Source organism: Cytobacillus spongiae, from assembly GCF_021390075.1.
In genome coordinates, this window is record NZ_CP089997.1 from 3,410,132 (window position 1) to 3,432,467 (window position 22,336).

The following is a 22,336-nucleotide window of genomic DNA, read 5'->3' on the forward strand; positions in this document are numbered from 1 at the left end:
AATTGATACCAAATGAATAAATATTCTCCATTATAGCAGAAAATTCATTCGAATCTACTTCTATTTTGTAGTCAGTTTGACTTGCTTGCAAAAATTAGTAGGGAAATTGTGTGCGTGGTAAAAAGGGGATTTCGGCTCCAATCACCTAGTTTGACTAATTATCACAAAATGCTTCGAATTTGTCTGCAACCTGCTACTTATCATACAAATCAAGCTTGTATAACTTAAGAATGTGAAAAATATAGAATAAAGGAAATTCATTTGTAAGATTATATAATTAACAAAAAGGGAAAATCAGTCCATGGAAAAGCAATAGCCATATGTAAAACATAAAACCCGAAAAAAATTCATGCAGGAGTGGAGGTTTCATGGGCCTAGATAATTATTCAGGCGTTAAAGAAATAAATGGGATTGAAGTTTATTATGAATATTACAAACACGCTCATTCAAAAGAGACGATCGTTCTCTTACACGGTTTTCTATCTTCTACCTTTAGTTTCCGAAGAGTGATTCCATTACTAATCAAAGATTATAACGTGATATCTGTTGACCTTCCTCCCTTCGGTAAAAGTGGTAAATCCAGTACTTTTATTTACTCATATGTCAATATGGCTGAGACAGTCATCCGCTTACTTGAAATGATTACTGTAAATGAAGTGATTCTGATGGGGCATTCAATGGGGGGACAAATATCATTGAATGTTGTGAATAACCGACCTGATCTTGTGAAGAAAAATATTCTACTTTGTAGCTCAGCCTATTTAAAGAAGGCAAAGCTTCCGCTAATATTTACGAGTTATATCCCATTCTTTCACCTATATGTAAAACTTTGGCTTCAGCGTTCAGGTGTTAAAAACAATTTAAAAAATGTGGTATATGACCATTCCTTAATCGATGAGGAAATGATGTATGGATACTTATCTCCCTTTCTTGAAGATGATATCTTTAAAGCTTTAACGAAAATGATTCGACATCGTGAAGGAGATCTCCCTGCAAAAGTGCTCAAACAAATCAAAACTCCAAGCTTACTGATTTGGGGAGAACATGATAAAGTAGTTCCATTAAATGTTGGAAAGCGGCTTAATAATGATCTTCAGCATTCTGACTTGGTTATTCTAAAGAATACCGGTCACCTTGTTCCAGAAGAACGACCTGAGGATGTTCTTAGCTATACAAGAGAATTTATTAGTAGCTAACCTCCTAATTAAAAATGCTGCACCATGAATTCCTGGGGCAGCATTTTGTGATTGGTTAAAGAGAACAAGATCCTTGAGTTTTCGTTTGAAGAAGCTTATGCGCCATTTGTAGACAAGATTCATCAGGAATAAGTTCTTCAAAGGAAAATTCGTATATTTGTTGAATTCTTTTAGCAAGGGCTCCCACATCATCTAGATCATGAACAGCCTGGATGGTATCAGCTATTTCCGGATCGTAATTACCTTCTCCGCAACGAAAAGGGTCCCATTCATTTAACATTACAACAAATTGTAAGTTTACTTGTTGTTGGTTCATTAAATCACACCTAATTTATTTTAGCTTTATGTGTGGTTATTTTATCACAGTTTGTAGGTAGACCGAAATTTAATAGGGGTGTATCTTTTCTTTTTCAAAAAGAGAAAAGGAATATATACCAATCTTTGCTTAAACGCATTTAGAAACGTATCATTAGATAATATTTGGGAGAGTGGTTGTAATGAGTCGCTTTGAGCAACTAATTGATCGCAAAAATACAGCTTCTGTTAAATGGGAACTAACTAAGCAAATATTCGGTGAGGACGACTTGCTACCCATGTGGGTTGCAGATATGGATTTCCAGCCTCCAAAAGAAGTAATCGATGCGATATCTAGTCGTGTTCATCACGGTGTTTTCGGTTATACGTATGTTCCTCCTTCCACCCAGGAAGCAATAAAGAATTGGATCGAGAAACGACATAATTGGTCAATAAAGACCTCTTCACTTGTCTATCATACTGGGGTGGTACCGTCCATTAGTACAGCAATTCAAAGCTTTACTGACCCAGGGGACAGCGTGCTAATCCAATCTCCAGTTTATACCCCATTTTTCGATATGATTGAAAAGAATGGTAGACAAGTGCTTAACTCCACGTTAAAGCTTGTGAATCACCGCTATGAATTAGACTTTACAGAATTTGAGAAGGCTTTAAAGCAGGGGCCGAAATTATTTCTCATGTGCAACCCTCATAATCCAGGTGGCCGAGTATGGACGAAAGAAGAATTACTGAAAATCGGAGAGCTTTGCTTACAATATAATTGTCTTATTTTATCAGACGAAATTCATGCTGACCTTGTATTTAAGCCCAACATTCATGTTCCAATTGCATCTTTAGATCCTCGTCTTAAGGAAATATCGTTAACTTGTATTGCACCAAGTAAAACCTTTAATCTAGCAGGTCTTCAAGCATCAGCGGTTATCATTCCAAACCCTACATTACGTGAAAAATTCACAGCAACTCAGTTGAAGCAAGGGCAATTTACTTTAAACACCTTTGGGATTGTCGGAATGGAGGCAGCTTATCGGTACGGAGAAGAATGGCTAGAAGAGCTACTTGATTATATCAAAAACAATATCGAATTCGCTAAAAGTTATATCCAATCACAGCTTCCTAATCTATCATGGATGGAACCAGAAGGTACTTATCTCCTTTGGATTGATTGTCGAAATTTAAATCTAACACCTAAAGAGCTACAAAATACACTTCTTCAAAAAGGAAAGATTGCATTAGAGCCTGGTGATAAATATGGACCAGGGGGAGAAGGCTTTGTTCGTATAAACCTAGCTTGTCCTCGTGAAACTGTAGAAGACGGCTTAACGAGAATCAAAAGAGCTTTTTCTGAGCTAATCTAAATAAAAAAACAGGTTGTCGATTTTCAAGCAATCGTGACGACCTGTTTTTTTAGAGGTCTTCATTTTAACACATATGTGGCGAGCACACTTTGTACCTCGTAGATATTTAAGCTTTTATTAAATTGTTTTTGAATCGGTTCAGCAGCACCAGATATCCAAATTTTCAGTTCTGCATCCAAATCGAAATTGCCTGCAGTTTCAATACTAAAATGGGTGATGCTACGATAAGGAATAGAAACATATTCTACTTTTTTCCCTGTTAACCCTTGCTTATCAATTAGTATTAGGCGTTTATTAGAAAAAATAAACATATCACGAATCAATCGGTACGCTTTTTCAACCTTTTCATTTGGTGCGAGTGTGTGCTTGAATTCTTTCTCTACATCTGCAATATTAACTTCGCTTGCATTCCCCATAAACCCATCGAATATTCCCATAAACGACACTCCTTTTCTAAGCTTTATTCCCTTAGACTCTAAGATGTAATCGTCAGCTCATTTACTAAATTACACTTGAACTTGTGTGACTTGTGCTTTCTTTAGTATAAAATGTAAGAGCTTTTTACTTTGCGGAATGGAGACCCCAATTATTGAACCTAAAAAGAAGGCGATAAAAATCGTTCCAATTCCCACCGGTCCGCCTAAAAGCCAACCGAATAAAAACACGGTAACCTCAATACCATTTCGAACCCATTTTATGCTCCATCCTGTCTCTTTAACAATCAGAAGCATAATACTATCCCGAGGCCCAGCCCCTAAATCAGCAGCTACATATAAACCTATCCCGTACCCTAAAATTAACACACCGAGTACAAAGAAAAAAATCTCCATAAATAAGGAGTTTGGATTTGGAAGGACAAGATGGAAGAAATCAATAAAAAGGCCAAGAAAAAGCATATTCATAAGCGCACCAATTTGCGGTAGGGTTCTTGTTAGAGCTGAAGTAGTAAAAATTAATATAAATCCAATAATAATGGACCATGTACCAATCGTTAATCCGAATTGTACATATAACCCATAATGAAATACATCCCATGGTCCAATCCCCATGATTTTTCCTTTAATGGTCAATGCCACACCAATTGCAAGCACCATCAGTCCAATAAAGAAGAAAGCCCATCGAATCAACTTTTCGTGCAATATACTCCCTCCCGTTTTCTAGAACTCCAAAATCCACTATAACATATAATGGCACGTACGGCAGTTGAAACTCATAAAGAAACGGGGAGATTTCCTTCGACATTCATTGTCATTATAGCTGTTTAAGCTCCAAAACCAAATGCGCAAGCGGCTTTGTTAGCCTTGGGCAAGTGACAATAGAAGATGTTCTTTCCCTTCCATTCTAAATTGGCTTGTGACCACAAGGGGCTAGTCGCTTGCGCTGGACGTCAAAGCGCTTATCAACAATCGATAAATTTTGTACTCTTCTAAACAAGAATAAAAAGGCTGGGACATAACTAAATGACTCCTTCTCATAGGCGAACAATGAATTTTTTTAAATAGTTAGGTTGTAAAAATAAGTTCGTTCCACCTGCGCTGCAGACGCACGCTTTCCGATGGGAGGAAGCTGAGCCTCCTCGCTGCACTTTAGTGTCTCAGCCTTTTCTCTATTTCCCTTAGTAGTCGAGGTCTTCCGCTCCATTCCAACTATTATTTTGAAAATTTGTATTCCGAACAAACAAAAATACCCGAACTAGTAAAAGGAGATACCTCCTAATAGTTCGGGTATAGCATTGACTGAAATACGAATGTCCCAGCCTCTCATTAATCCTGTGCCTTTTTTTGAGCCTTTCCATCTTTATCCTTGCTGATTTTCCCACAAGCAATCCGTTCACCCGAGTCTCCAGAAGGCTGTGTCATTCCGTCGTCCTTCCCTTCATGGATGACAATGGATGTTCCTTCTTTTGTTAATAATGAAGTTTTCCCTTCTTTCAAAGTGACTTGTGGTGCCATAAGCTCCTCTTTCGCTTTCCCATCTTCTTCAACAATTAAATTTGGTAGATCACCAGCATGGGCCCCTTTAGGATGGAGCAATCCATGTTCCTTTTCTTCCGGGTTAAAATGGTTGCCTGCAGATTTAAAGTCAGGTCCTTCACACTTCCCAGTATCATGGATATGAATGGCATGCTCTCCTGGAGGCAGGCCTTCAAGGTCAATCTCCAATTTTACACCTCTCGATTGCTCAGCCAATTTAATAATCCCTAATTGATCTCCATCAGCATTGTACATTTCTACGTCAAGCTTCGTTGGTTGTTGCTCTCCGCATCCTGCTATTAATAATAAAGGGATGGCTAACCAAGCTTTCTTCATGATTGATTCCTCCAAATAGACAATTTGTCTTCATTGTTAACGGTCAGAGGTAAGATTATACATGGAGGGTTGTTATGTCATAGGAAGGATAGATTCCCGTTTTGTTTTCTTGAATATTCAAATAGGAGTAATCTCTACATGCAAAGCAGCCTTTGTTTAATGCTGAAATAACCTATTCGTGTTGTAGCGATTGCCAAAATCAAAGAAAAAAGACTCTAGAAGGTCAAAAAATCCTCTCTACAGTCTAAAAAGAATCTAGCTATTTTTTTTATCTTCTGTCTGATCGTTTAGGATTTTTTCTTCTAGCTCCTTTGCCTTTGATGCTTCTTTTTTTGAGACAACGATAATTAAACGCATAACTACTATTGCTCCAATTAGAAAGATAACAAAGCTAAAGACAGCGGGAATATATTCTGACTTATCCTCAGGAAAATACAAAAACAATGAAAGTATATAATGTTCAAGCATGTCATTTCTTCCTTTCTGCTTTAAACGCAGTCGTTCAAGAAACTATTATATCAACATTTGATAGTTGTACCAACTTATTTAGGAGATTGAGTGCCTGCCTCTAATCGTATACATGTACTCTAACCTTGAGAGTCTTCGCGTACCTCATTATAGATATTAACTAAGTAAAAGACTTTGTATTTCTCTTTCCATCCTGCATAATAAAATAAAGCTACAAGTATTTAGAAAGGGGATATGATTACATGTCAGAATTAATAATAGGGGATCGTGTTACGGCAATATATAAGACAGGAAAATACATTGGGGAGATTACCGATATTCGGCCATCACATTATCTTGTCCGTGTACTAGCTGTTGTAAAACATCCAATGCAGGGAGACTTACATAACCCAAAACAGGTTGATGTCGGCATTTTTCATGAACGGAGAGCATTAGCCTATCAAGAGCAAACAAATGTACCAAAGCAAATGGTTAAACGCTATGAAGATGAGATGCCTGACTATCAAGCTTCATTAAAGGATGCAATTAATAGACTAAAGCAAGAGTTAGAAACAGACACTTCCACATGGGCTGAGCAATCTTTGAAAAACATGTCTATCCTTGAAGAAGATTATTTTAATCGCAAGTAGAAGCATGGAAGAATCAAACCTTCACCGAATGCTCATTGAACGATTCAAATCTAAATTAGCACTAATTTCGCTTTAAGCTCACAGATATTGCCCAAATGGTCAAAACGTTCGCATGATATGGACAACTCAACATATAGAATCTTCATTTTGAGCGAAAAGCATTATTAAGCGAGCGAAACCTAATCGAATGCGAGCGAAAAACAATCTAAAGCGAGCGAAAATCTAGAAAAGCGAGCGATTTTCAGTGATCTACGAGCGAACGCTCAAAAATTGAGCGTTCGCTCCCCATATGATGATCACACAGACTCTTTCCGTCCTATCAAAAAGCTCCTTGGCATTCGCCTGGAGCGTAATTCACCCAAGTCCCACACCAATAAAAAGCCAAATCACATTGGTTGCGATTTGGCTTTTTATGCGAATTTATTAAACAGCTTTGAGAAATCAACTCTGTCTCCAATCGTTGTTGGCTCATGATTCTGTAAGTATCGTTTGTCTTTTTCTACTAAACGAAAAATATTATACGTTGTATGAGCATCGTCAAGTGCCCGGTGATGTTTGCCTGTTCCATCTTTTCCGTATTCCTGAACAGCTTTCCACAGACCCGTTTGATTTTGATCTCCAAAGAAACGCTTATATTCCATTGAAAGATCCAATTCCTTTCCTTTTATCGGAAATGGAACGTTTGCCTTCAAGCAATTATTGCGCAATACCTTCATATCCATATTTCCCCACGTGATGATCGTTGTTTGTTGATTTTGACTATTGACATCTTTCAATTTTTGAACAAGCTCAAAAAAAGAAATTCCTTGATCCACATGCTCTTGGGAAATATTAAGGAACGATTTGCATCGCTCAGATAAAATAGGAAAACGAAGAGGGGTAACATAGGATGAATATTGATCAATCAACTCTCCATTCACAACAGACACGAAACCTACCTCAATAATTTCAGGGTAGAAACCCTTATACTTTTCACTTCTTTCTGGCATTGTAAATTCAAAGTCAATAAATAGATATTGATGATTCTTCTCCACACATTCACCTACTTTCCTTGATTCCTTTCATTTATGAAAAAAATTCTCTGTTAAAAGGGGATGTTGGTTTCACTCCAAATCCTTCCCCTAAATGAGAGCTTTATCGGCACATTTACGCAAATAGCGCTTACCTGTCCAATTGCTTTCATTGGGTTCTTAAATGGACTTATTTAAAATAAACACCAAGTGATAACAGAGCTAAAATAAATTAAAGTTGAAACCCTTTTGATCAACGCACACCATTTTTCTTCCATTATAGCACGAAATTCGGTTGAATTTTTTAAAATTTCAGTAATTATTTTCAATAAATTTTGAAAAATAAGTTTTTTTTCCGACTCTCTGAATAAATTTCTTTCTGCAATCTCCTGTTCCCTACTTTATAACTTTTCAATGTTGGATTAGTATGAGATAGTAGACTATTTCACTATTCCAATTGACCGAACTTATTACCATAAAAAAGAATTCATTCACAAACGGAAAGGAATGGACAAATCGATTGCGCACCATTACTGGATATATCATAATATTCATTTTCTTTCCCCTCTTTCTCTACATAGCCTCTTTATTAGCAGATGAAACGAAGCAGGTTCAGAGCTTTCATGAAATTATTGACGGGAAAATAAATGTTCAACAAACTAATTTAACTCAGACAAGCTATCTAAAGGATCGAAATGGGAACACCATCTCGGAAATGGACCGGCCGATGAATCGCATCTATTTACCTAGTGGGCAGATCCCCCCATTCTTAAAAGATATTTTCATTGTTTCAGAGGACCAGCATTTCTATGAACATATCGGCTTTGATTTAACAGCCATTGGACGTGCTCTAGCGACTAACATTCAATCAAAGGAAATCGAGCAAGGTGCAAGTACAATTACCCAGCAGCTCGCTCGCAACTTGTATTTAAACCATGAGCAGACATATAATCGAAAGCTCAGTGAAATCTTATATGCTTATGAAATAGAACGCACGTATTCTAAGGATGAAATTCTAGAAGCATATCTAAATGCTATCTATTTTCAAAATGGTGCATACGGAATTGAAGCAGCTGCACAGTTCTATTTTCAAAAAACAACGGGAAAGCTGACCAAAAGTGAGCTAGCTTTTTTAGCATCAATCCCTAATAATCCCTCACTCTATGACCCTTTAACTCATTTCAATTACACGAAAAAAAGACAGGAGCGACTTGTCGATCAAATGAGTGCGGCTGGTTATTTAAACACCGAGGAAGCCGAAGCGATTAAAGGACAACCGATAAGTCTAAACGTAAAGAAACGAACAGACATACATCCTGACTATGTAGCTTATGTGGAAGCAGAATTAGCAGAGCTCATTGCTCAGCAGGAGGATTGGGACCAATCAGCAGATTCTGAAAGTAGACGTGCAACGCTTGAGACTCGAGTAAAAAACATTATTGGATCAGGCATAATTATTGAAACAGCACTTGATCCTTCACTGCAGATGAAAGCTAAATCGGCAGTGAAGAGTAGACTGCCTTATTCTGATGTTGAAGGAAGCGCTGCTGTTATTGATCACGAGAGGCACGAAATTCTAGCACTTGTGGGCGGGAAAAATTATAAAAAATATGATTTTCATAGAGGCTACCAAGCATATCGTCAGCCTGGTTCAGCCATTAAGCCATTAATTGCTTATGCACCATATATCGAGCGAACGAAGGGGGCTCTAACCGAACAAATTAGTTCTGATGCTTTTTGTAAAGATGGTTATTGTCCTGAAAACTATGGCGGAAGTAGAGGAGGAATGATAAGTCTTGAAACTGCCTTCATTTACTCCTTTAATACCCCGGCCGTTCGCTTACTAGACCGAGTGGGAATCGAAAGTAGCTTTAAAGACTTAGAAGCTTTCCAATTTAAAAAAGTAGTTGAGCAAGACAAAGTACTCCCTGCCGCTGTCGGAGGTTTCACATTTGGAATGACTCCATTAGAGCTAACGGGGGCATATACGACCTTTGCAAATGCTGGATCCTATCAACCACCTCGAGCTATTCGAAAGGTTACTAGTCTCAACGGTGAAGTGCTCTACGAATGGCAGGATCAGCCTGTTCAAGTATGGAGCAAACAGACTGTTGACCATATTCGACAACTGATGAAGAAAACCGTTCAAAGTGGGACAGCCAAGCAAGCGTATTTTCCCAATACTTATGTAGGAGGAAAAACAGGGACTACAAATGATTATAAGGATTTCTGGTTTGTAGGCCTTACCGACAGACTAACAGCAGGTGTTTGGGTAGGAAAAGACACGCCTCAAAACATGAAAGCCATTGAAGCCTCTGTTCCAGAACTTCTTATTTGGCGAGATATTATGAATGGATATGAATAAACGACGAGGCCATCCTCGTCGTTTTGTTTTTTACACAGGCAGGCTCGCCATGATGCTGTTATACACTTTTACCGCTATATACATGAGGCCAATCAATAAGGTAGACCAAACTACCACTTGAAAAAAAATCATCCCGATAATTCCCCACATGGATAGAGCCCCACTTGACTTATAAACAAAATAGATGAGGTAAATGACCGTTGTTAACGTAAATATAATACCTATCCCAATAAAACTATACATGCTTACTAAGGAAATAGCACCACCAACAAAATAGATGATAGAGCCTGAGCGTATTTTATTCAAGCTCTCCCCTTCTGCATCTTTCGAAAAGAAGAGCAATGCTAAACCGTTCGTTGTATCCGCAACTAATTTAAATGCTGCTAACACCATAAACGATATAGCCACTAATAAGATTAGTAAAGCTAGCTTTATTCCACCTTCAGAAAAAAATTCTAACATACCACTGTATATCCCAATATTTTTCAAGAAATCTAACAAAATCAATTCCACACGAATCGATATAGACACACTAAATAGAATGATCGCAAGAAGAGGGAAGTAGCTTGTTAAATACGTATTTTTCATAATTTCTCCAAGTCTCGTTCTTTTTGAGGCTACGAGGTTCTTTTAGCCCTCGATATTGCCATGGTCTATTATCCTCGAAAAGAAGGATTTGGACAATAAGGAATTATCCTATTTACCATATTTTAGAATAACATGTTCCTTATACTTCATCATCATGCCAAAAAGGAGGTCGAGTCCATTCTCTTCCTCCTTTCTCCTATATATGTTCGAAGGTTATCTTCTTTCATATTAGATCGTTTCAATTCGAACATATTCCCTTGATTCAAAAAACTTATATCGTTTCTTCTGCTTGTCCATATAATTAACAGGTAATATTTCTACAATCTCCTCGTCAACTGTAGGAACATAAAACTCTCGCTTGTCTTTTTGTTCAATGACATACCCACCTGTTAACAAAAGGAGGAAAATCGACATGGATGCGATTATTTTTTTTCTCATTACACAACACCATCCTAACGTTAGGATGGATCGATCAAGGTATTTTTATACACTTGATTCATTAGGTAACCCGAGAAATGTATGTTAACGTAAAGCGAAAAGGACTTGAGATATTAAAAATTTTTTGGTTTTTTTTACGTGTTCTTACCTATTTAATAACAAGGGAATCATCTAAGAGCCCCATGCTTTTTAGAAATGCATGGTCTTACATTTTAGGTTATAATTTGTCTGAGGTTTTCTTATATAGGCAGATTACAAACACAAAACAGCTTTACAAGAGAAAGGACTTCAATAAGTGAAATTACATGTATAACATGATTGGTATTTCTGAGAGAATTGGAAAGATTAGCATGTTCCAATCACGTATTGGAAATATTGAATAAAAGGGCGACTTCACATCACCATTTTATGGCTCACGTATCTACTAACTCTTACAGATTACATAATTTGAACCGTTTCGTGCCATATGTGGTTTTATGCCATACAACATAAAGGGGGTTTTGCATTGTCTTTGCTGCATATAGCAATCATTTCACCATTTTTGCTTGCCATACTTGTGCCTATATTCTATAAACTATTTAAGCAAGTTCATACAGGATGGTTCGTTCTTCCGCTTCCAATTCTGTTATTTAGCTACTTCATTTCCTATATCTCAAATGTTAGTCATAACAGAATAACGACTGAGAGTATATCCTGGATTCCTTCACTTGGTGTAGATTTCATCGCAAAAGTGGATGGACTTGGGTTATTATTTGCGTTATTAATTACCGGAATTGGGTCTTTAGTCGTTCTCTATTCGATTTATTATTTAGGAAAAGATAAAGAACAGTTGAATACGTTCTATGTCTACTTGTTATTATTTATGGGTGCCATGCTCGGCGTTGTTCTTTCTGAAAACCTCATTGTGTTATATATGTTTTGGGAATTTACAAGCTTCTCATCCTTTTTACTAATTGGGTATTGGTATCATCGAGAAAAATCGCGCTATGGTGCCCAAAAGTCCATGATCATTACCGTTTTTGGTGGTCTCTCTATGCTAGGTGGGATCATTTTGCTTTATTTAATGACAGGGACATTCAATATAAGTGAAATTGCTGCTCAATCAAGTGAGATTTTGAACCATAGCTTATTCATCCCAGCGCTGCTTTGTATTTTATTAGGAGCATTTACGAAATCTGCTCAATTTCCTTTCCACATTTGGTTACCAGATGCTATGGAAGCCCCTACACCAGTCAGTGCATATCTTCACTCAGCGACTATGGTTAAGGCTGGAATATATTTAGTCGCTCGTCTAAGCCCTGTTTTTGCTGAGTCCGGCGTATGGCTATGGCTAGTAGCAGGCTTTGGGATTATCACTTTATTCTGGGGTTCATTCTCCGCTGTAAAGCAAACCGATTTAAAGGGAATCCTTGCCTTCTCGACCGTCAGTCAGTTGGGAATGATTATGTCATTACTTGGAATTGGAGCCGCGGCTCTTCACTATCCTTCAATTGATGATAGCTTCTATACGGTTGCTACAACTGCTGCTGTTTTCCACCTAATCAACCATGCTACCTTTAAGGGAAGTCTTTTCATGGTAGTAGGGATTGTTGATCATGAAACAGGGACGAGGGATATTCGCAGGCTAGGCGGGTTAATGAGCTTTATGCCGATTACTTTTACATTGGCGTTAATCGGCACATTTTCGATGGCTGGATTACCTCCATTCAATGGCTTTTTAAGTAAAGAAATGTTCTTTACGGGAATGGTCCGTGTGTTAGAAATGGATATCTTCAACCTAGAAACTTGGGGACTATTATTCCCTATCCTGGCTTGGGTTGCAAGTGTGTTTACCTTCATTTATAGTATGAGACTTGTATTCAAGACGTTTACTGGTAAGTATCAACCAGAACAAATGAAGAAAAAGCCTCACGAAGCACCACTTGGAATGTTGATTCCGCCAATTATCTTAGCGTCACTTGTGATCATTTTTGGATTGTTTCCAAATATCTTATCACATCATTTAATTGCGCCTGTAATGGCTTCCATTTTGCCTAGTTTACTAAACGACTCAAAGGAATTCGTTGTTCATATTAGCTTTTGGCATGGTCCAACAATCGAGCTGTTTATGACGCTTGGAGTGATTGCCATTGGTGTTGTCCTTTACACCACTTTCCCTAAATGGAAGAGTATGTACGATCTTCATCCTGAGAAGTTAACGTTAAACAGGTTTTATGATCGAGGTCTAGACCTTGTCCAAAATGGTTCATTTAAATTGACGAAAACCTATATGAATGGGTTTATTCGAACGTACTTAGTTTATATTTTCACCTTTTTCATCTTAATTATCGGTGCCAGCCTGTTTATGAAGGATGCTTTTGTAGTAAAAACAAACAACCTTGCTCCGATTGGCTTGTATGAAGTGGTATTAGCTTTATTAATCGTCGTCGCTTCTATTACCATTCTTTTTGCTAAATCGAGACTAACGTCGATTATTTTATTAGGAGCAGTTGGCTATATAGTCGCTTTATTCTTTGTATTATTTAGAGCACCAGACCTTGCATTGACACAGCTCGTCATTGAATCTGTTTCCGTTTCATTGTTTCTTCTCTGCTTCTATCACTTGCCGAAGCTGAAAAGGGAGGAATCACGAATTGGGTTTAAGCTGACAAACGCATTGATTTCGGTTGGTGTGGGTGTCGTTGTAACGCTAGTGGCGCTTTCTAGTCATAGCAATAAACTGTTTGAATCCATTTCACAATACTATATTGAAAACACGTATGAAAAAGCAGCTGGAAAAAATATGGTTAACGTAATCCTTGTTGATTTCCGTGGCTTTGATACCATGTTTGAAATTTGCGTGTTAGCGATTGCTGCACTTGGTATTTTTGCGATGATTAAATTACGTCTAACAAGGAGGAAAGAAGGATGAAGACAAATGATGTAATCTTACAAACCGTTACGAAAATCACTCTCTTTATCATCATTTTGTTCTCCATCCACCTCTTCTTTGCTGGTCACTACTATCCAGGTGGAGGCTTTATTGGAGGATTAATGACATCAGGTGCCATTGTTCTATTGCTTCTTGCATACGATATGAAAACGGTAGCCAACATTCTCCCAATCGATTATAAATACATGATTGGAGTTGGACTATTATTTTCCGTAGGTACTGGAGCTGGAGCCTTGTTGTTTGATGCTCCATTTTTAACTCATGCACATAGTCATGTTCTACTGCCACTCTTAGGAGATACTGCCCTGCATACTGCTGTACTATTTGACACTGGTGTGTATCTCGTTGTTATCGGCGTAACGATGACCATTATTCAAACAATAGGGGAGGATGAATAATGGAAATATTAATGGCCATTGTCATAGGCATTTTATTTATGACAGCCACATACTTAATGCTTTCAAAGAGCTTACTACGAATAATCATTGGTACAGGACTTCTAAGCCATGGTGCCCATTTATTGATATTAACGATGGGTGGCTTAAAACGAGGAGCGGCTCCATTATTAGGAGAGTACGCTAAATCATATGCTGATCCACTTCCACAAGCACTGATACTGACAGCTATCGTAATTAGCTTCGGTGTTACGTCCTTTTTCTTAGTGCTTGCTTATCGAGCCTACCAAGAACTTGGGACCGATAATATGGATCAATTGAGAGGAAACGAAGGAAATGAGTAATTTACTAATCTTACCGATTTTGATCCCATTATTCGCAGGTATTTTTCTAATATTCATTAAAAATGTTAACTTCCAACGATGGTTATCTGTTATTTCCTCGGTAGCTACAATCATCGCTTCAGTTGCATTAGTTCAAACAGTAAGAAATAAAGGCGTTCAAACTTTAGATGTCAGTAGCTGGGAAGCACCATTCGGAATTACACTTGTATCTGATATGTTTTCCGCCTTACTTGTATTAACAACAAGTGTGATTGCATTAGCCTGTCTCATTTATTCGTTCCATTCCATAGGAAAGGAACGAGAAAAATTCTACTATTATTCAGTTTTTCAATTTTTAATAGTAGGAGTTAATGGGGCGTTTACAACTGGAGATATCTTTAATCTGTTCGTATTCTTTGAAGTTATGCTGATGTCCTCCTACGTGCTGCTAGTTTTGGGAGGAACAAAAATTCAATTGCGTGAATCGATTAAGTATATTCTCGTAAATGTGATTTCTTCAGCCTTATTTGTTATTACCGTTGCTTATTTATATTCTGTTGTTGGCACGCTCAATATGGCTCATATTTCAGAACGAATTCAACTGGCAGGACAGCCTGGGATTCTAACGGTTATTGCGGTCATGTTCTTAATCGTGTTTGGTCTAAAGGGAGCAATATTCCCCCTTTATTTCTGGCTACCAGGCTCATACTATGCCCCCCCAGCACCAGTTATGGCTCTATTCGGTGCATTGTTAACGAAGGTTGGTGTCTATTCGATTACAAGAACATTTACATTATTCTTCTATCACGATCAAGGCTTCACACATCAGCTTATTAGCGTACTTGCGATGCTAACAATCATTGTAGGAGTCATTGGAGCAATCGCCTATTGGGATGTTAAGAAAATTATTATCTATAACATTATTGTTGCAGTCGGCGTTATTCTTTTCGGTATTTCGGTGATGACGCCAGATTCCTTAACAGGTTCAGTATTTTACCTCATACACGATATGCTAATTAAAGCAGCATTGTTTTTATTAGTAGGAATTGTAATCAGGATAACCGGAACAAGCAATTTAAAACAGGTCAGCGGTTTAATAAAAAATTATCCAGGAGTTGCTTGGACATTTTTCATTGCTGCTATTGCCCTTGCTGGAGTACCACCGCTAAGCGGATTCGTTGGAAAATTGCTGATTATCCGTGGGGGATTTGAGCAAGGGCAATTCATTGGAGCAGCTATTGTCCTCATGTCTAGCTTGCTCGTGTTGTTCTCGGTGATGAAAATCTTCATCAATGGATTTTGGGGAACACCACGCTCTTATGAAGGAGAAGCCGGGGTTCCTGTTAAATGGCTCCTACTCTCACCTGCCTTATTAGTCGGTTTATCTGTTTTATATGGCTTAGGATCGGAAGCTATATACCCTTATATCACACAAGCCTCTGAAACGCTTGTGAACCCAGCTATCTATATAGATGCGGTTTTAAAGGAGTAGTGACGATGGCATTTCAAATACTTTTAAATATCTTTCTAGCTTTTATATGGATGTTCCTTAAGGTTTCTTACGATCCAGTAACCTTCTTTGTTGGATATTTTTTCGGTTTTCTCATTGTGTTTGCTTTTAGACGATTTTTCAATTCACGGTTCTATATTCTTCGAGTGATTGCCGTGATCAATCTATTCTTTTTATTTATCAAGGAACTGCTCTTAGCGAACATCGCTGTGTTAAAGGTCATTTTAAAGCCAAGACTGGATATGAAACCTGGGATTTTTGCTCTTCCAACTGAATTAAAAGAAGATTGGGAAATCACGATATTAGCAAATTTAATCACGTTAACACCAGGTACACTCGTTGTCGATATTTCACTCGACAATAAAATCCTGTATATCCATGCCATGGACATGGGGGATGCACAAGACGAAATTAATAATATCAAAAAGACTTTTGAGCGTGCCATTATGGAGGTGAGCCGGTAATGTTTGAATTAGTCGTATACATCTCACTCGTATGTGTTTCCATCAGCATGCTAGGGCTCATCTATCGCGTGATAAAAGGTCCTAGTATTCCAGACAGAGTGGTAGCGCTAGATGCGATCGGCATCAATCTAGTTGCAATTATCGCCCTTATATCTATTGCCCTAAAAACAAATGCATTTCTAGAAATTATCCTTCTAATTGGGATATTAGCCTTTATTGGGACAGTAGCCTTTGCCAAATATTTAGAAAAGGGGGTCATAATTGAGCATGAACGCGATCGTTAGTTTTGTAACAGGTTCATTTCTCATTATTGGAGCTTTTTTAAGCTTAGTGACTGCCTTTGGACTCCTTCGATTACCAGATGTCTATACACGAAACCACGCCGCATCTAAAGCGGCTACCCTTGGAGTTATGTCCATTCTACTTGGTACGTTCTTATATTTCTTCCTTGAGGAAGGACACTTTAATTCACGTATCATTTTGGGGATTGCATTTATCTTTATGACTTCCCCCGTTGCTGGACATTTAATTAGTAGAGCTGCCTATAACTCCGGCATTCCACTTTGGGAGAAAAGCGTACAGGATGACCTAAAGAAAGCAAAAGAAGAACGCAAAGCCGAGCAATAAAAACAGTTAATAGCCATCAATGACACTAGTTCATTTGATGGCTTTTTACATTCCGTCATGATATCCATCTTGGTTATCATATAGACTGTAAATGGTTTCGCTTAAACAACTAAGCGATCAGTACATTTGCTTGCAAACACTACTCAATAAACATAATTGGGAAAAAATGTGCTAAAAGTCACAATGTTCATGATTTGTCTATATCTTTCATCGTTGAATTTTCGTATAGTAAATTAAGGAATTTGTGTTAAAGGAGTGTGCGCCATCTTGGAAAAACAAATTGCCATTGTTGGCGGTGGAATTGGCGGGTTGAGTGCAGCCCTTGCATTGAGAAAACGAGGCATAGATGCAACCGTTTTTGAAAAAGCTCCTACCTTACACACAACTGGTGCTGGTATTGTACTAGGAGCTAATGCAATGAAAGCGTTTGAATATTTAGGAGTATCCGAGGATATTAAGCAATATGTTTTTTCTACGAACACCTGTAGAATTACTTCAGAATCCGGTAAAGATATTATGAATTTACACTTTGAAACTTCTTCTACTCCTTGCTATACGTTTATTCATCGTTATGACTTAATTCGCATTCTAGGAGAAGCACTTCCACCTGGAATGGTTCAATACGATAAGAAGCTTGTTGATTTTCATCAAGACTTAGATGGTGTTGAGCTTGTCTTTCAGGATGGATCTGTTCATAAGACTGATTTTGTCATTGCAAGCGATGGAATTCATTCTGCCATACGTAAGAAGTTACTTCCCTATAAAGAATTAAGATTTGCTGGATACACATGTTGGCGTGGAATTATAGAGCAGGTTCCAGAGTATATTCCAATGGAATTTTCTGAAACATGGGGGCCACGAGGTAGATTTGGGATCGTTCCACTTTCAGATAACCGTATTTATTGGTACGCATTAAAAAATAGCCAATTAAATGAAGCACATATGAAAGCATGGAAAACAAAAGATCTCGTCTATAACTTTTTTCACTATCATGACCCAATCCCGCAAATAATTGAAAAAACGGCAGATGAGAATGTCATCTGTCATCACATTTATGATTTAGATCCACTTTTCCAATATTGCTTTGGAAATATCCTTTTGCTTGGTGATTCAGCCCATGCAACGACACCAAATCTTGGACAGGGTGCATGCCAAGCTGTTGAAGATGCCCTCTATCTTGCAATTTGTTTACAAAATGAAACAACCATCCAAAGTGCGTTCATGAAATACGAAACGAAAAGATTGCATCGTACTAGAAAGGTTGTTCAAGATTCTTGGCTAGCCGGGAAAGTAGCACAAATCGATATTCCATTTGTTTGTAAAGTTCGAAATCAAGTACTAAGAATGACACCTTCGACTATTCACAAAAATCGTTTTGATCAACTTTATCAGCTTCCCGATTTATAATATAGAAGGACGGACCACTAAATGATTGTACATCGAATGGTCTGTCCTTTACACGTCGAAGCTTATCTCTTTTGTATAATAGCCATCGTACATCGAGAAAGACAAATCAATTGTTCGTCCTCATCCACAATTTTGATTTCCCACACCATCGTTGATTTCCCTTGATGTGCCACCTTCCCAATGGCCGTCACTACTCCATCTCTTTTGCCTCTAATATGGTTCGCATTAATTTCCAAACCTACTGCTGCCTCTTTCTCCTTATCAATCAATTCAAATGCCCCAATCGATGCAACCGTTTCAGCTAATGCAACAGATGCGCCACCATGAAGTAACCCAAAAGGCTGACGTGTTCTTTCATCCACCGGCATGGTCGCGACAACCGTACCTGCCTCTAGCTTTGTAACTTCAATCCCTAATGAGTGTAATAAAGTGTTTTTTAGATCCATTCCCTCTTCCTCCTTTTTTTGTAGGCTGTTTTCCTATCCATTGTTGCTTTGAACCATAGGCAATTTTCCGCTCCAGGATACTCGCTTGCCGCGAAGCGTACGTTGAGTATCCTCGGCTTCGACTGTGGGCTCTCACCAGTCCCACTTCTAAGGTAGTCGTTTTGCATCCTTCAGCTCCAAACTCCAAGCCTTCGTTTGAAAAAGGTCATCTTGCCTGGCATAAACAACAATCTTTTAGAAAATAACTTTTTTTGTAAAATCCTTCTATCTTTAAATATACTATAACAGGAGAAAATATGGTTGTCTGAAGGGACAATTTTTTCAAAAGGGGTGGCATATAATGGAGAAAATTAGAGAAGGGCTAATTCCAACTGTACTTGGAACAGCTGTAGCAGCAACCGGTTACGCTTTAAAACAAAATCGAAAAGTAGACAAAATGATTTCAAATACGGTATTTGGGTTCGGCTTAGCACATGTTGTATTAGGAACCATTGACTTATTCGAACATAGAGAGCGATCATAGGTCAAATTTCTGCTCCTATATACTTCTAAATATCATAAAGACCGCGAACTCTTTATGAGCTCGCGGTTTAAATGGCCTTATTTTGTTTTCACGACAATTTTCCCTTTCACATGGCGTTCAGATAACCGAAGAAGGGCAGCAGGAGCTTCTTCTAACGAAATTACTTCCTTCAGCATAGATGATAACTTTCCTTCTGCCATTAAAGCTAGCATCCCATCTCCCATCCGTCTTAAATCTTCCTGCGATTGCTTATCTCCGTACTGATGAACAGCACCTAATGCAATTTCATGGTAGGATAGTGCTTTTGTAAAAGGAGGGATATGAGAATAATCTGGAGCACCTGCAATATGAACGATATGTCCTAAAAATGCCAGCAGCTCCGTAGAATCTGTAGCACTTTGTCTACTTACGGAGTCAATTACGGCATCGACTCCACGCCCGTTTGTAATCTCCAGAACTCTCTCTTTTACATTTTCTTCTCGATAATCTATTACTTCATCTGCCCCTAGTGATTTCACATATTCATGGTTAGAACGTGAAGCGGTGGAAATCACCTTCTTCCCTGACAGCTTTGCTAGCTGAACGGCAAAGCCACCCACTCCTCCTGCACCACCATGGATTAGAAGCGTTTCAATTTGTTCAAGTGGCAGCTTACGATGTAATGCTTGATAAGCAGTATATCCAGCAGTTGGAATGGCTGCCGCATCTTCAAATGAAACTTCATCAGGAATTCTAGAAACCGTATGAGCCGTTGTAACTGTATACTCTGCATAGCCACCTTTTTTCGAGAGGTCACCATGAAAAACTACTCGATCACCCTTTTTCCATAGTGACACACCATCACCTATATCAGCCACAACACCTGCAACATCTAGCCCAAGGATATGTGGAAAATCCCAATTAGGGTTTCCTCCTGTTGCTGTTTTATAATCTACTGGGTTCATTCCTACAGCATGTACTTCTATGAGAAGTTCACCTTCACTTGCAATAGGAACCTCAACTTCCTCAACCTTCATTTCTTTCCATAATCCCTTTTCATGCAAGAGCAACGCTTTCATTTATCTGCCATCTCCTATGCTAATTTTTTTGCAGAGAATACTCTAACGCTTATAATATATATTGTGTTTAAATGAAACAAGTTACCATTTAGAAACTAGATGTGGGAAGAAGGAATAAACGATGAAGAAGCTATACCCCGAATACGATTGCTCGATTGATTTGGTTATTGACTTGATTGGAGGGAAATGGAAGGTGTTGATTCTTTGGAATTTAAATGAGGGGGCCAAACGCTTTAATGAATTGAAAAGATCCCTCCCAGGAGTTACACAAAAAATGTTATCACAGCAGCTAAAGGAATTAGAAGAACATGGACTTGTTGAGCGTACCGCATTCGAAGAGACCCATGTCGTTTATTCCACAACAGCTATGGGCAACCAATTAAAAGCTGTTCTTTTTGAAATGTGTAAGTGGGGAGATGCCTATGCCGAAAAAGCTGGCATCGTGATGAACCGCTGCTCATCTACCTACGACTTTACAAAGTAATCATAGGATAACCCCTTTAAATATATATATGAAAGTGAATGTTTTCCAATTTACGTAAAGGGGGGAAAATGGGTATGTACCCCAATTATCCTTATCGTTATCCACAAGCACACACTTATCAAATGACAAGATGGAATCCTTCTGTTCGCCCTTATCCACCATTCTATTCACCTTACTCTCGTACTTTCCCAGACGTAAATCCTGACCTTTTCATGAAATCTGCTAAAGAAATGGAAGCGCTCATGACTGACGCTCATTTAGTTCTTGAAAAAATGGTGAAATCAAAAAATTTTGCCTTTAGGCTAATGAGTGCCGCCCAACAATCCAATACACAGGCAGTCCACAGCATGATTCAGTCGACGGGAGTAAAAAAAATGCCGAAGATTGACTACAATCCAGATGGGTTTAAGTTAAACTTTAATGCCGACCTGGATCATGTGAATTGCTGTCATCTATCTCTCACTTTACGATGGATGTAGAGCAAACGCGCGAGTTTGATATAGCTCGCGCGTTTTTCTTGCTTTGGAATTCTTGAATCATTCAAGATATGATAGACTTAACCACAAACTATTGAAGGAGCACATTATGAAGAAATTCCGTGTTGGCGAAATCTCAAAAATGTTTTCAATTCCTCATTCAACTTTAAGGTACTATGATGAGATTGACCTTTTTAAACCGAAGTTTATAGATGAAGAAAATCAATACCGCTATTATACGTCTGATCAATTTGTTCACCTGGATACGATCATTTTTTTACGGAAAATTGGCTTTCAAATTCGTGATATCCAAACCCATATGGATAATAGAACCATTGAGAATACATATGACTTATTTCAAAAGAAATGGGAAGATCTTCAGGACGAAATTAAGGCACTAACCTTATCTGCTCAACAAATTAAACACAAAATGCATACGCTTAAAGTAGGAAAAGAACACTCACACGAGCAAATCGTAGAGGTTAAATTTTTTCCAAATAGACCGATTTCTTTTTTATATCAAAGCATTCCAGTTGACTTATCTATTCATTTTGAAGAAATCTACATAGAAGAAATGAATAGGGAAACCTCCAATCAACTTAAGGATGGGATTTTCACAGGGGACATCGGAGCGAGTATAGATCTAAATTGTTTATATGGAGATGGCCCTCTCATGTATAAAAGTATCTTTAAGCTGATATGGAATCAACATACTTCTGAAGAAGCCACCTTTCTTCCCGAAGGACTTTACGCCACATATCCACACAAAGGTCCATATGAGGAATTAAAAGAAAGCTATCGAATTTTCCTAAAGGAGCTAAAGCGTTTAGGCTACGATCCAATTGGAGATCCGTACGAAATCTCCATTATTGATGAATCGGTCGTGAAGGAAAAACAAAATTTCATAACCTTGATTGAAATACCTGTTATTAAAAAACTTTGAAGTTAGAATAGTTCGCCAAAATCAACTAGTCATTCTTTTTCATGTATGAGTGAATGACCGTAATACTGAATTACA

At 38.1% G+C, this 22,336-nt stretch carries 26 protein-coding genes; 16 read left to right on the forward strand and 10 right to left on the reverse strand.

What is annotated here, in order from left to right; all coding sequences use genetic code 11:
* Positions 1-368: 368 nt before the first annotated feature.
* Entirely contained in the window at positions 369-1,196 is an 828-nt protein-coding gene (locus LS684_RS17240) for an alpha/beta fold hydrolase (RefSeq protein WP_233807773.1), read from the forward strand.
* Between the two features lie 55 nt (positions 1,197-1,251).
* Here the strand turns inward: LS684_RS17240 and LS684_RS17245 are convergent, their stop codons facing one another.
* Positions 1,252-1,512: a DUF1871 family protein gene (locus LS684_RS17245; protein WP_233807775.1), complete on the reverse strand. Its 261-nt coding sequence runs from the start codon at positions 1,510-1,512 to the stop codon at positions 1,252-1,254.
* A gap of 181 nt (positions 1,513-1,693) precedes the next feature.
* On the opposite strand from LS684_RS17245, the gene LS684_RS17250 reads away from it, so the two are divergent.
* The gene (locus tag LS684_RS17250) at positions 1,694-2,866 is read left to right on the forward strand and encodes a MalY/PatB family protein (protein WP_233807777.1); all 1,173 of its coding nucleotides are present in this window, start codon (positions 1,694-1,696) and stop codon (positions 2,864-2,866) included.
* A gap of 59 nt (positions 2,867-2,925) precedes the next feature.
* On the opposite strand, the gene LS684_RS17255 is transcribed toward LS684_RS17250, so the two are convergent.
* The 4 genes from LS684_RS17255 to LS684_RS17270 all read right to left on the reverse strand — a co-directional run bounded on the left by LS684_RS17255 (position 2,926) and on the right by LS684_RS17270 (position 5,643).
* Positions 2,926-3,303, reverse strand: a complete 378-nt coding sequence (locus LS684_RS17255; RefSeq protein WP_233807779.1) for a PH domain-containing protein — start codon at positions 3,301-3,303, stop codon at positions 2,926-2,928.
* Between the two features lie 69 nt (positions 3,304-3,372).
* Complete coding sequence (locus LS684_RS17260) at positions 3,373-4,008, reverse strand: YczE/YyaS/YitT family protein (protein ID WP_233811694.1); 636 nt, start codon at positions 4,006-4,008, stop codon at positions 3,373-3,375.
* A gap of 621 nt (positions 4,009-4,629) precedes the next feature.
* On the reverse strand, positions 4,630-5,175 hold the full coding sequence (locus tag LS684_RS17265; protein ID WP_233807781.1) for a superoxide dismutase family protein: 546 nt from the start codon (positions 5,173-5,175) through the stop codon (positions 4,630-4,632).
* Between the two features lie 255 nt (positions 5,176-5,430).
* Positions 5,431-5,643 (reverse strand): hypothetical protein, encoded by a 213-nt coding sequence (locus LS684_RS17270; RefSeq protein WP_233807783.1) that lies wholly within the window; start codon positions 5,641-5,643, stop codon positions 5,431-5,433.
* A gap of 242 nt (positions 5,644-5,885) precedes the next feature.
* On the opposite strand from LS684_RS17270, the gene kapB reads away from it, so the two are divergent.
* Entirely contained in the window at positions 5,886-6,272 is a 387-nt protein-coding gene (gene kapB, locus LS684_RS17275) for a kinase-associated lipoprotein KapB (RefSeq protein WP_233807784.1), read from the forward strand.
* Positions 6,273-6,682: 410 nt separating this feature from the next.
* On the opposite strand, the gene kapD is transcribed toward kapB, so the two are convergent.
* On the reverse strand, positions 6,683-7,306 hold the full coding sequence (gene kapD / locus LS684_RS17280) for a 3'-5' exonuclease KapD (protein WP_233807787.1): 624 nt from the start codon (positions 7,304-7,306) through the stop codon (positions 6,683-6,685).
* Positions 7,307-7,802: 496 nt separating this feature from the next.
* On the opposite strand from kapD, the gene LS684_RS17285 reads away from it, so the two are divergent.
* Positions 7,803-9,647, forward strand: a complete 1,845-nt coding sequence (locus tag LS684_RS17285) for a transglycosylase domain-containing protein (protein WP_233807789.1) — start codon at positions 7,803-7,805, stop codon at positions 9,645-9,647.
* Positions 9,648-9,677: 30 nt separating this feature from the next.
* Here LS684_RS17285 and LS684_RS17290 read toward each other — a convergent pair whose 3' ends face one another.
* Positions 9,678-10,235, reverse strand: a complete 558-nt coding sequence (locus LS684_RS17290) for a DUF5366 family protein (RefSeq protein ID WP_233807791.1) — start codon at positions 10,233-10,235, stop codon at positions 9,678-9,680.
* A gap of 228 nt (positions 10,236-10,463) precedes the next feature.
* On the reverse strand, positions 10,464-10,673 hold the full coding sequence (locus LS684_RS17295) for a hypothetical protein (protein WP_233807793.1): 210 nt from the start codon (positions 10,671-10,673) through the stop codon (positions 10,464-10,466).
* A 505-nt stretch (positions 10,674-11,178) separates the two neighbouring features.
* On the opposite strand from LS684_RS17295, the gene LS684_RS17300 reads away from it, so the two are divergent.
* The 8 genes from LS684_RS17300 (at position 11,179) to LS684_RS17335 (ending at position 18,331) form a co-directional block, all read left to right on the forward strand.
* Positions 11,179-13,584 carry a Na+/H+ antiporter subunit A gene (locus tag LS684_RS17300; protein ID WP_233807795.1) on the forward strand — a complete coding sequence of 802 codons (2,406 nt, stop codon included), beginning with the start codon at positions 11,179-11,181 and terminating at the stop codon, positions 13,582-13,584.
* Positions 13,581-14,003: a Na(+)/H(+) antiporter subunit B gene (locus LS684_RS17305; protein WP_233807798.1), complete on the forward strand. Its 423-nt coding sequence runs from the start codon at positions 13,581-13,583 to the stop codon at positions 14,001-14,003. Before LS684_RS17300 ends, LS684_RS17305 begins: the two co-directional genes overlap by 4 nt.
* The gene (locus LS684_RS17310; RefSeq protein ID WP_233807800.1) at positions 14,003-14,344 is read left to right on the forward strand and encodes a Na(+)/H(+) antiporter subunit C; all 342 of its coding nucleotides are present in this window, start codon (positions 14,003-14,005) and stop codon (positions 14,342-14,344) included. The genes LS684_RS17305 and LS684_RS17310 overlap by 1 nt, the downstream gene beginning before the upstream one ends.
* Positions 14,337-15,815, forward strand: a complete 1,479-nt coding sequence (locus LS684_RS17315; RefSeq protein WP_233807801.1) for a Na+/H+ antiporter subunit D — start codon at positions 14,337-14,339, stop codon at positions 15,813-15,815. The genes LS684_RS17310 and LS684_RS17315 overlap by 8 nt, the downstream gene beginning before the upstream one ends.
* 5 nt (positions 15,816-15,820) lie before the next feature.
* On the forward strand, positions 15,821-16,297 hold the full coding sequence (locus LS684_RS17320; protein ID WP_233807802.1) for a Na+/H+ antiporter subunit E: 477 nt from the start codon (positions 15,821-15,823) through the stop codon (positions 16,295-16,297).
* 47 nt (positions 16,298-16,344) lie between these two features.
* Positions 16,345-16,581 (forward strand): Na(+)/H(+) antiporter subunit F1, encoded by a 237-nt coding sequence (locus LS684_RS17325; RefSeq protein WP_432418834.1) that lies wholly within the window; start codon positions 16,345-16,347, stop codon positions 16,579-16,581.
* Entirely contained in the window at positions 16,565-16,924 is a 360-nt protein-coding gene (gene mnhG, locus LS684_RS17330) for a monovalent cation/H(+) antiporter subunit G (RefSeq protein ID WP_233811695.1), read from the forward strand. Before LS684_RS17325 ends, mnhG begins: the two co-directional genes overlap by 17 nt.
* A 267-nt stretch (positions 16,925-17,191) precedes the next feature.
* Positions 17,192-18,331: an FAD-dependent oxidoreductase gene (locus tag LS684_RS17335; RefSeq protein ID WP_233807807.1), complete on the forward strand. Its 1,140-nt coding sequence runs from the start codon at positions 17,192-17,194 to the stop codon at positions 18,329-18,331.
* 62 nt (positions 18,332-18,393) lie between these two features.
* Here LS684_RS17335 and LS684_RS17340 read toward each other — a convergent pair whose 3' ends face one another.
* Positions 18,394-18,777 carry a hotdog fold thioesterase gene (locus LS684_RS17340; RefSeq protein ID WP_233807809.1) on the reverse strand — a complete coding sequence of 128 codons (384 nt, stop codon included), beginning with the start codon at positions 18,775-18,777 and terminating at the stop codon, positions 18,394-18,396.
* 340 nt (positions 18,778-19,117) lie between these two features.
* Here LS684_RS17340 and LS684_RS17345 point away from each other — a divergent pair, with 340 nt between their 5' ends.
* Positions 19,118-19,300: an asparagine synthase gene (locus LS684_RS17345; protein ID WP_233807811.1), complete on the forward strand. Its 183-nt coding sequence runs from the start codon at positions 19,118-19,120 to the stop codon at positions 19,298-19,300.
* A 77-nt stretch (positions 19,301-19,377) separates the two neighbouring features.
* On the opposite strand, the gene LS684_RS17350 is transcribed toward LS684_RS17345, so the two are convergent.
* Positions 19,378-20,358: a zinc-binding dehydrogenase gene (locus tag LS684_RS17350; protein WP_233807813.1), complete on the reverse strand. Its 981-nt coding sequence runs from the start codon at positions 20,356-20,358 to the stop codon at positions 19,378-19,380.
* Between the two features lie 121 nt (positions 20,359-20,479).
* Between LS684_RS17350 and LS684_RS17355 the strand changes: the two genes are divergently transcribed.
* The 3 genes from LS684_RS17355 (at position 20,480) to LS684_RS17365 (ending at position 22,261) form a co-directional block, all read left to right on the forward strand.
* On the forward strand, positions 20,480-20,842 hold the full coding sequence (locus LS684_RS17355) for a winged helix-turn-helix transcriptional regulator (RefSeq protein WP_233807814.1): 363 nt from the start codon (positions 20,480-20,482) through the stop codon (positions 20,840-20,842).
* A gap of 74 nt (positions 20,843-20,916) precedes the next feature.
* Complete coding sequence (locus tag LS684_RS17360; protein ID WP_233807815.1) at positions 20,917-21,321, forward strand: YuzC family spore coat inner layer protein; 405 nt, start codon at positions 20,917-20,919, stop codon at positions 21,319-21,321.
* A gap of 106 nt (positions 21,322-21,427) precedes the next feature.
* Positions 21,428-22,261: a MerR family transcriptional regulator gene (locus tag LS684_RS17365; protein ID WP_233807816.1), complete on the forward strand. Its 834-nt coding sequence runs from the start codon at positions 21,428-21,430 to the stop codon at positions 22,259-22,261.
* Positions 22,262-22,336: the final 75 nt, after the last annotated feature.

Coding starts and splice junctions, on each gene's coding strand:
- LS684_RS17250 (WP_233807777.1), top strand. CDS start 1,694: ATGAGTCGCTTTGAGCAACTAATTGATCGCAAAAATACAGCTTCTGTT.
- LS684_RS17305 (WP_233807798.1), top strand. CDS start 13,581: ATGAAGACAAATGATGTAATCTTACAAACCGTTACGAAAATCACTCTC.
- kapB (WP_233807784.1), top strand. CDS start 5,886: ATGTCAGAATTAATAATAGGGGATCGTGTTACGGCAATATATAAGACA.
- LS684_RS17265 (WP_233807781.1), bottom strand. CDS start 5,175: ATGAAGAAAGCTTGGTTAGCCATCCCTTTATTATTAATAGCAGGATGC.
- LS684_RS17290 (WP_233807791.1), bottom strand. CDS start 10,235: ATGAAAAATACGTATTTAACAAGCTACTTCCCTCTTCTTGCGATCATT.
- LS684_RS17295 (WP_233807793.1), bottom strand. CDS start 10,673: ATGAGAAAAAAAATAATCGCATCCATGTCGATTTTCCTCCTTTTGTTA.
- LS684_RS17245 (WP_233807775.1), bottom strand. CDS start 1,512: ATGAACCAACAACAAGTAAACTTACAATTTGTTGTAATGTTAAATGAA.
- LS684_RS17355 (WP_233807814.1), top strand. CDS start 20,480: ATGAAGAAGCTATACCCCGAATACGATTGCTCGATTGATTTGGTTATT.
- LS684_RS17340 (WP_233807809.1), bottom strand. CDS start 18,777: ATGGATCTAAAAAACACTTTATTACACTCATTAGGGATTGAAGTTACA.
- LS684_RS17325 (WP_432418834.1), top strand. CDS start 16,345: ATGCTAGGGCTCATCTATCGCGTGATAAAAGGTCCTAGTATTCCAGAC.
- LS684_RS17315 (WP_233807801.1), top strand. CDS start 14,337: ATGAGTAATTTACTAATCTTACCGATTTTGATCCCATTATTCGCAGGT.
- LS684_RS17240 (WP_233807773.1), top strand. CDS start 369: ATGGGCCTAGATAATTATTCAGGCGTTAAAGAAATAAATGGGATTGAA.
- LS684_RS17255 (WP_233807779.1), bottom strand. CDS start 3,303: ATGGGAATATTCGATGGGTTTATGGGGAATGCAAGCGAAGTTAATATT.
- LS684_RS17365 (WP_233807816.1), top strand. CDS start 21,428: ATGAAGAAATTCCGTGTTGGCGAAATCTCAAAAATGTTTTCAATTCCT.
- LS684_RS17310 (WP_233807800.1), top strand. CDS start 14,003: ATGGAAATATTAATGGCCATTGTCATAGGCATTTTATTTATGACAGCC.
- LS684_RS17360 (WP_233807815.1), top strand. CDS start 20,917: ATGTACCCCAATTATCCTTATCGTTATCCACAAGCACACACTTATCAA.
- LS684_RS17270 (WP_233807783.1), bottom strand. CDS start 5,643: ATGCTTGAACATTATATACTTTCATTGTTTTTGTATTTTCCTGAGGAT.
- LS684_RS17320 (WP_233807802.1), top strand. CDS start 15,821: ATGGCATTTCAAATACTTTTAAATATCTTTCTAGCTTTTATATGGATG.
- mnhG (WP_233811695.1), top strand. CDS start 16,565: ATGAACGCGATCGTTAGTTTTGTAACAGGTTCATTTCTCATTATTGGA.
- LS684_RS17345 (WP_233807811.1), top strand. CDS start 19,118: ATGGAGAAAATTAGAGAAGGGCTAATTCCAACTGTACTTGGAACAGCT.
- LS684_RS17350 (WP_233807813.1), bottom strand. CDS start 20,358: ATGAAAGCGTTGCTCTTGCATGAAAAGGGATTATGGAAAGAAATGAAG.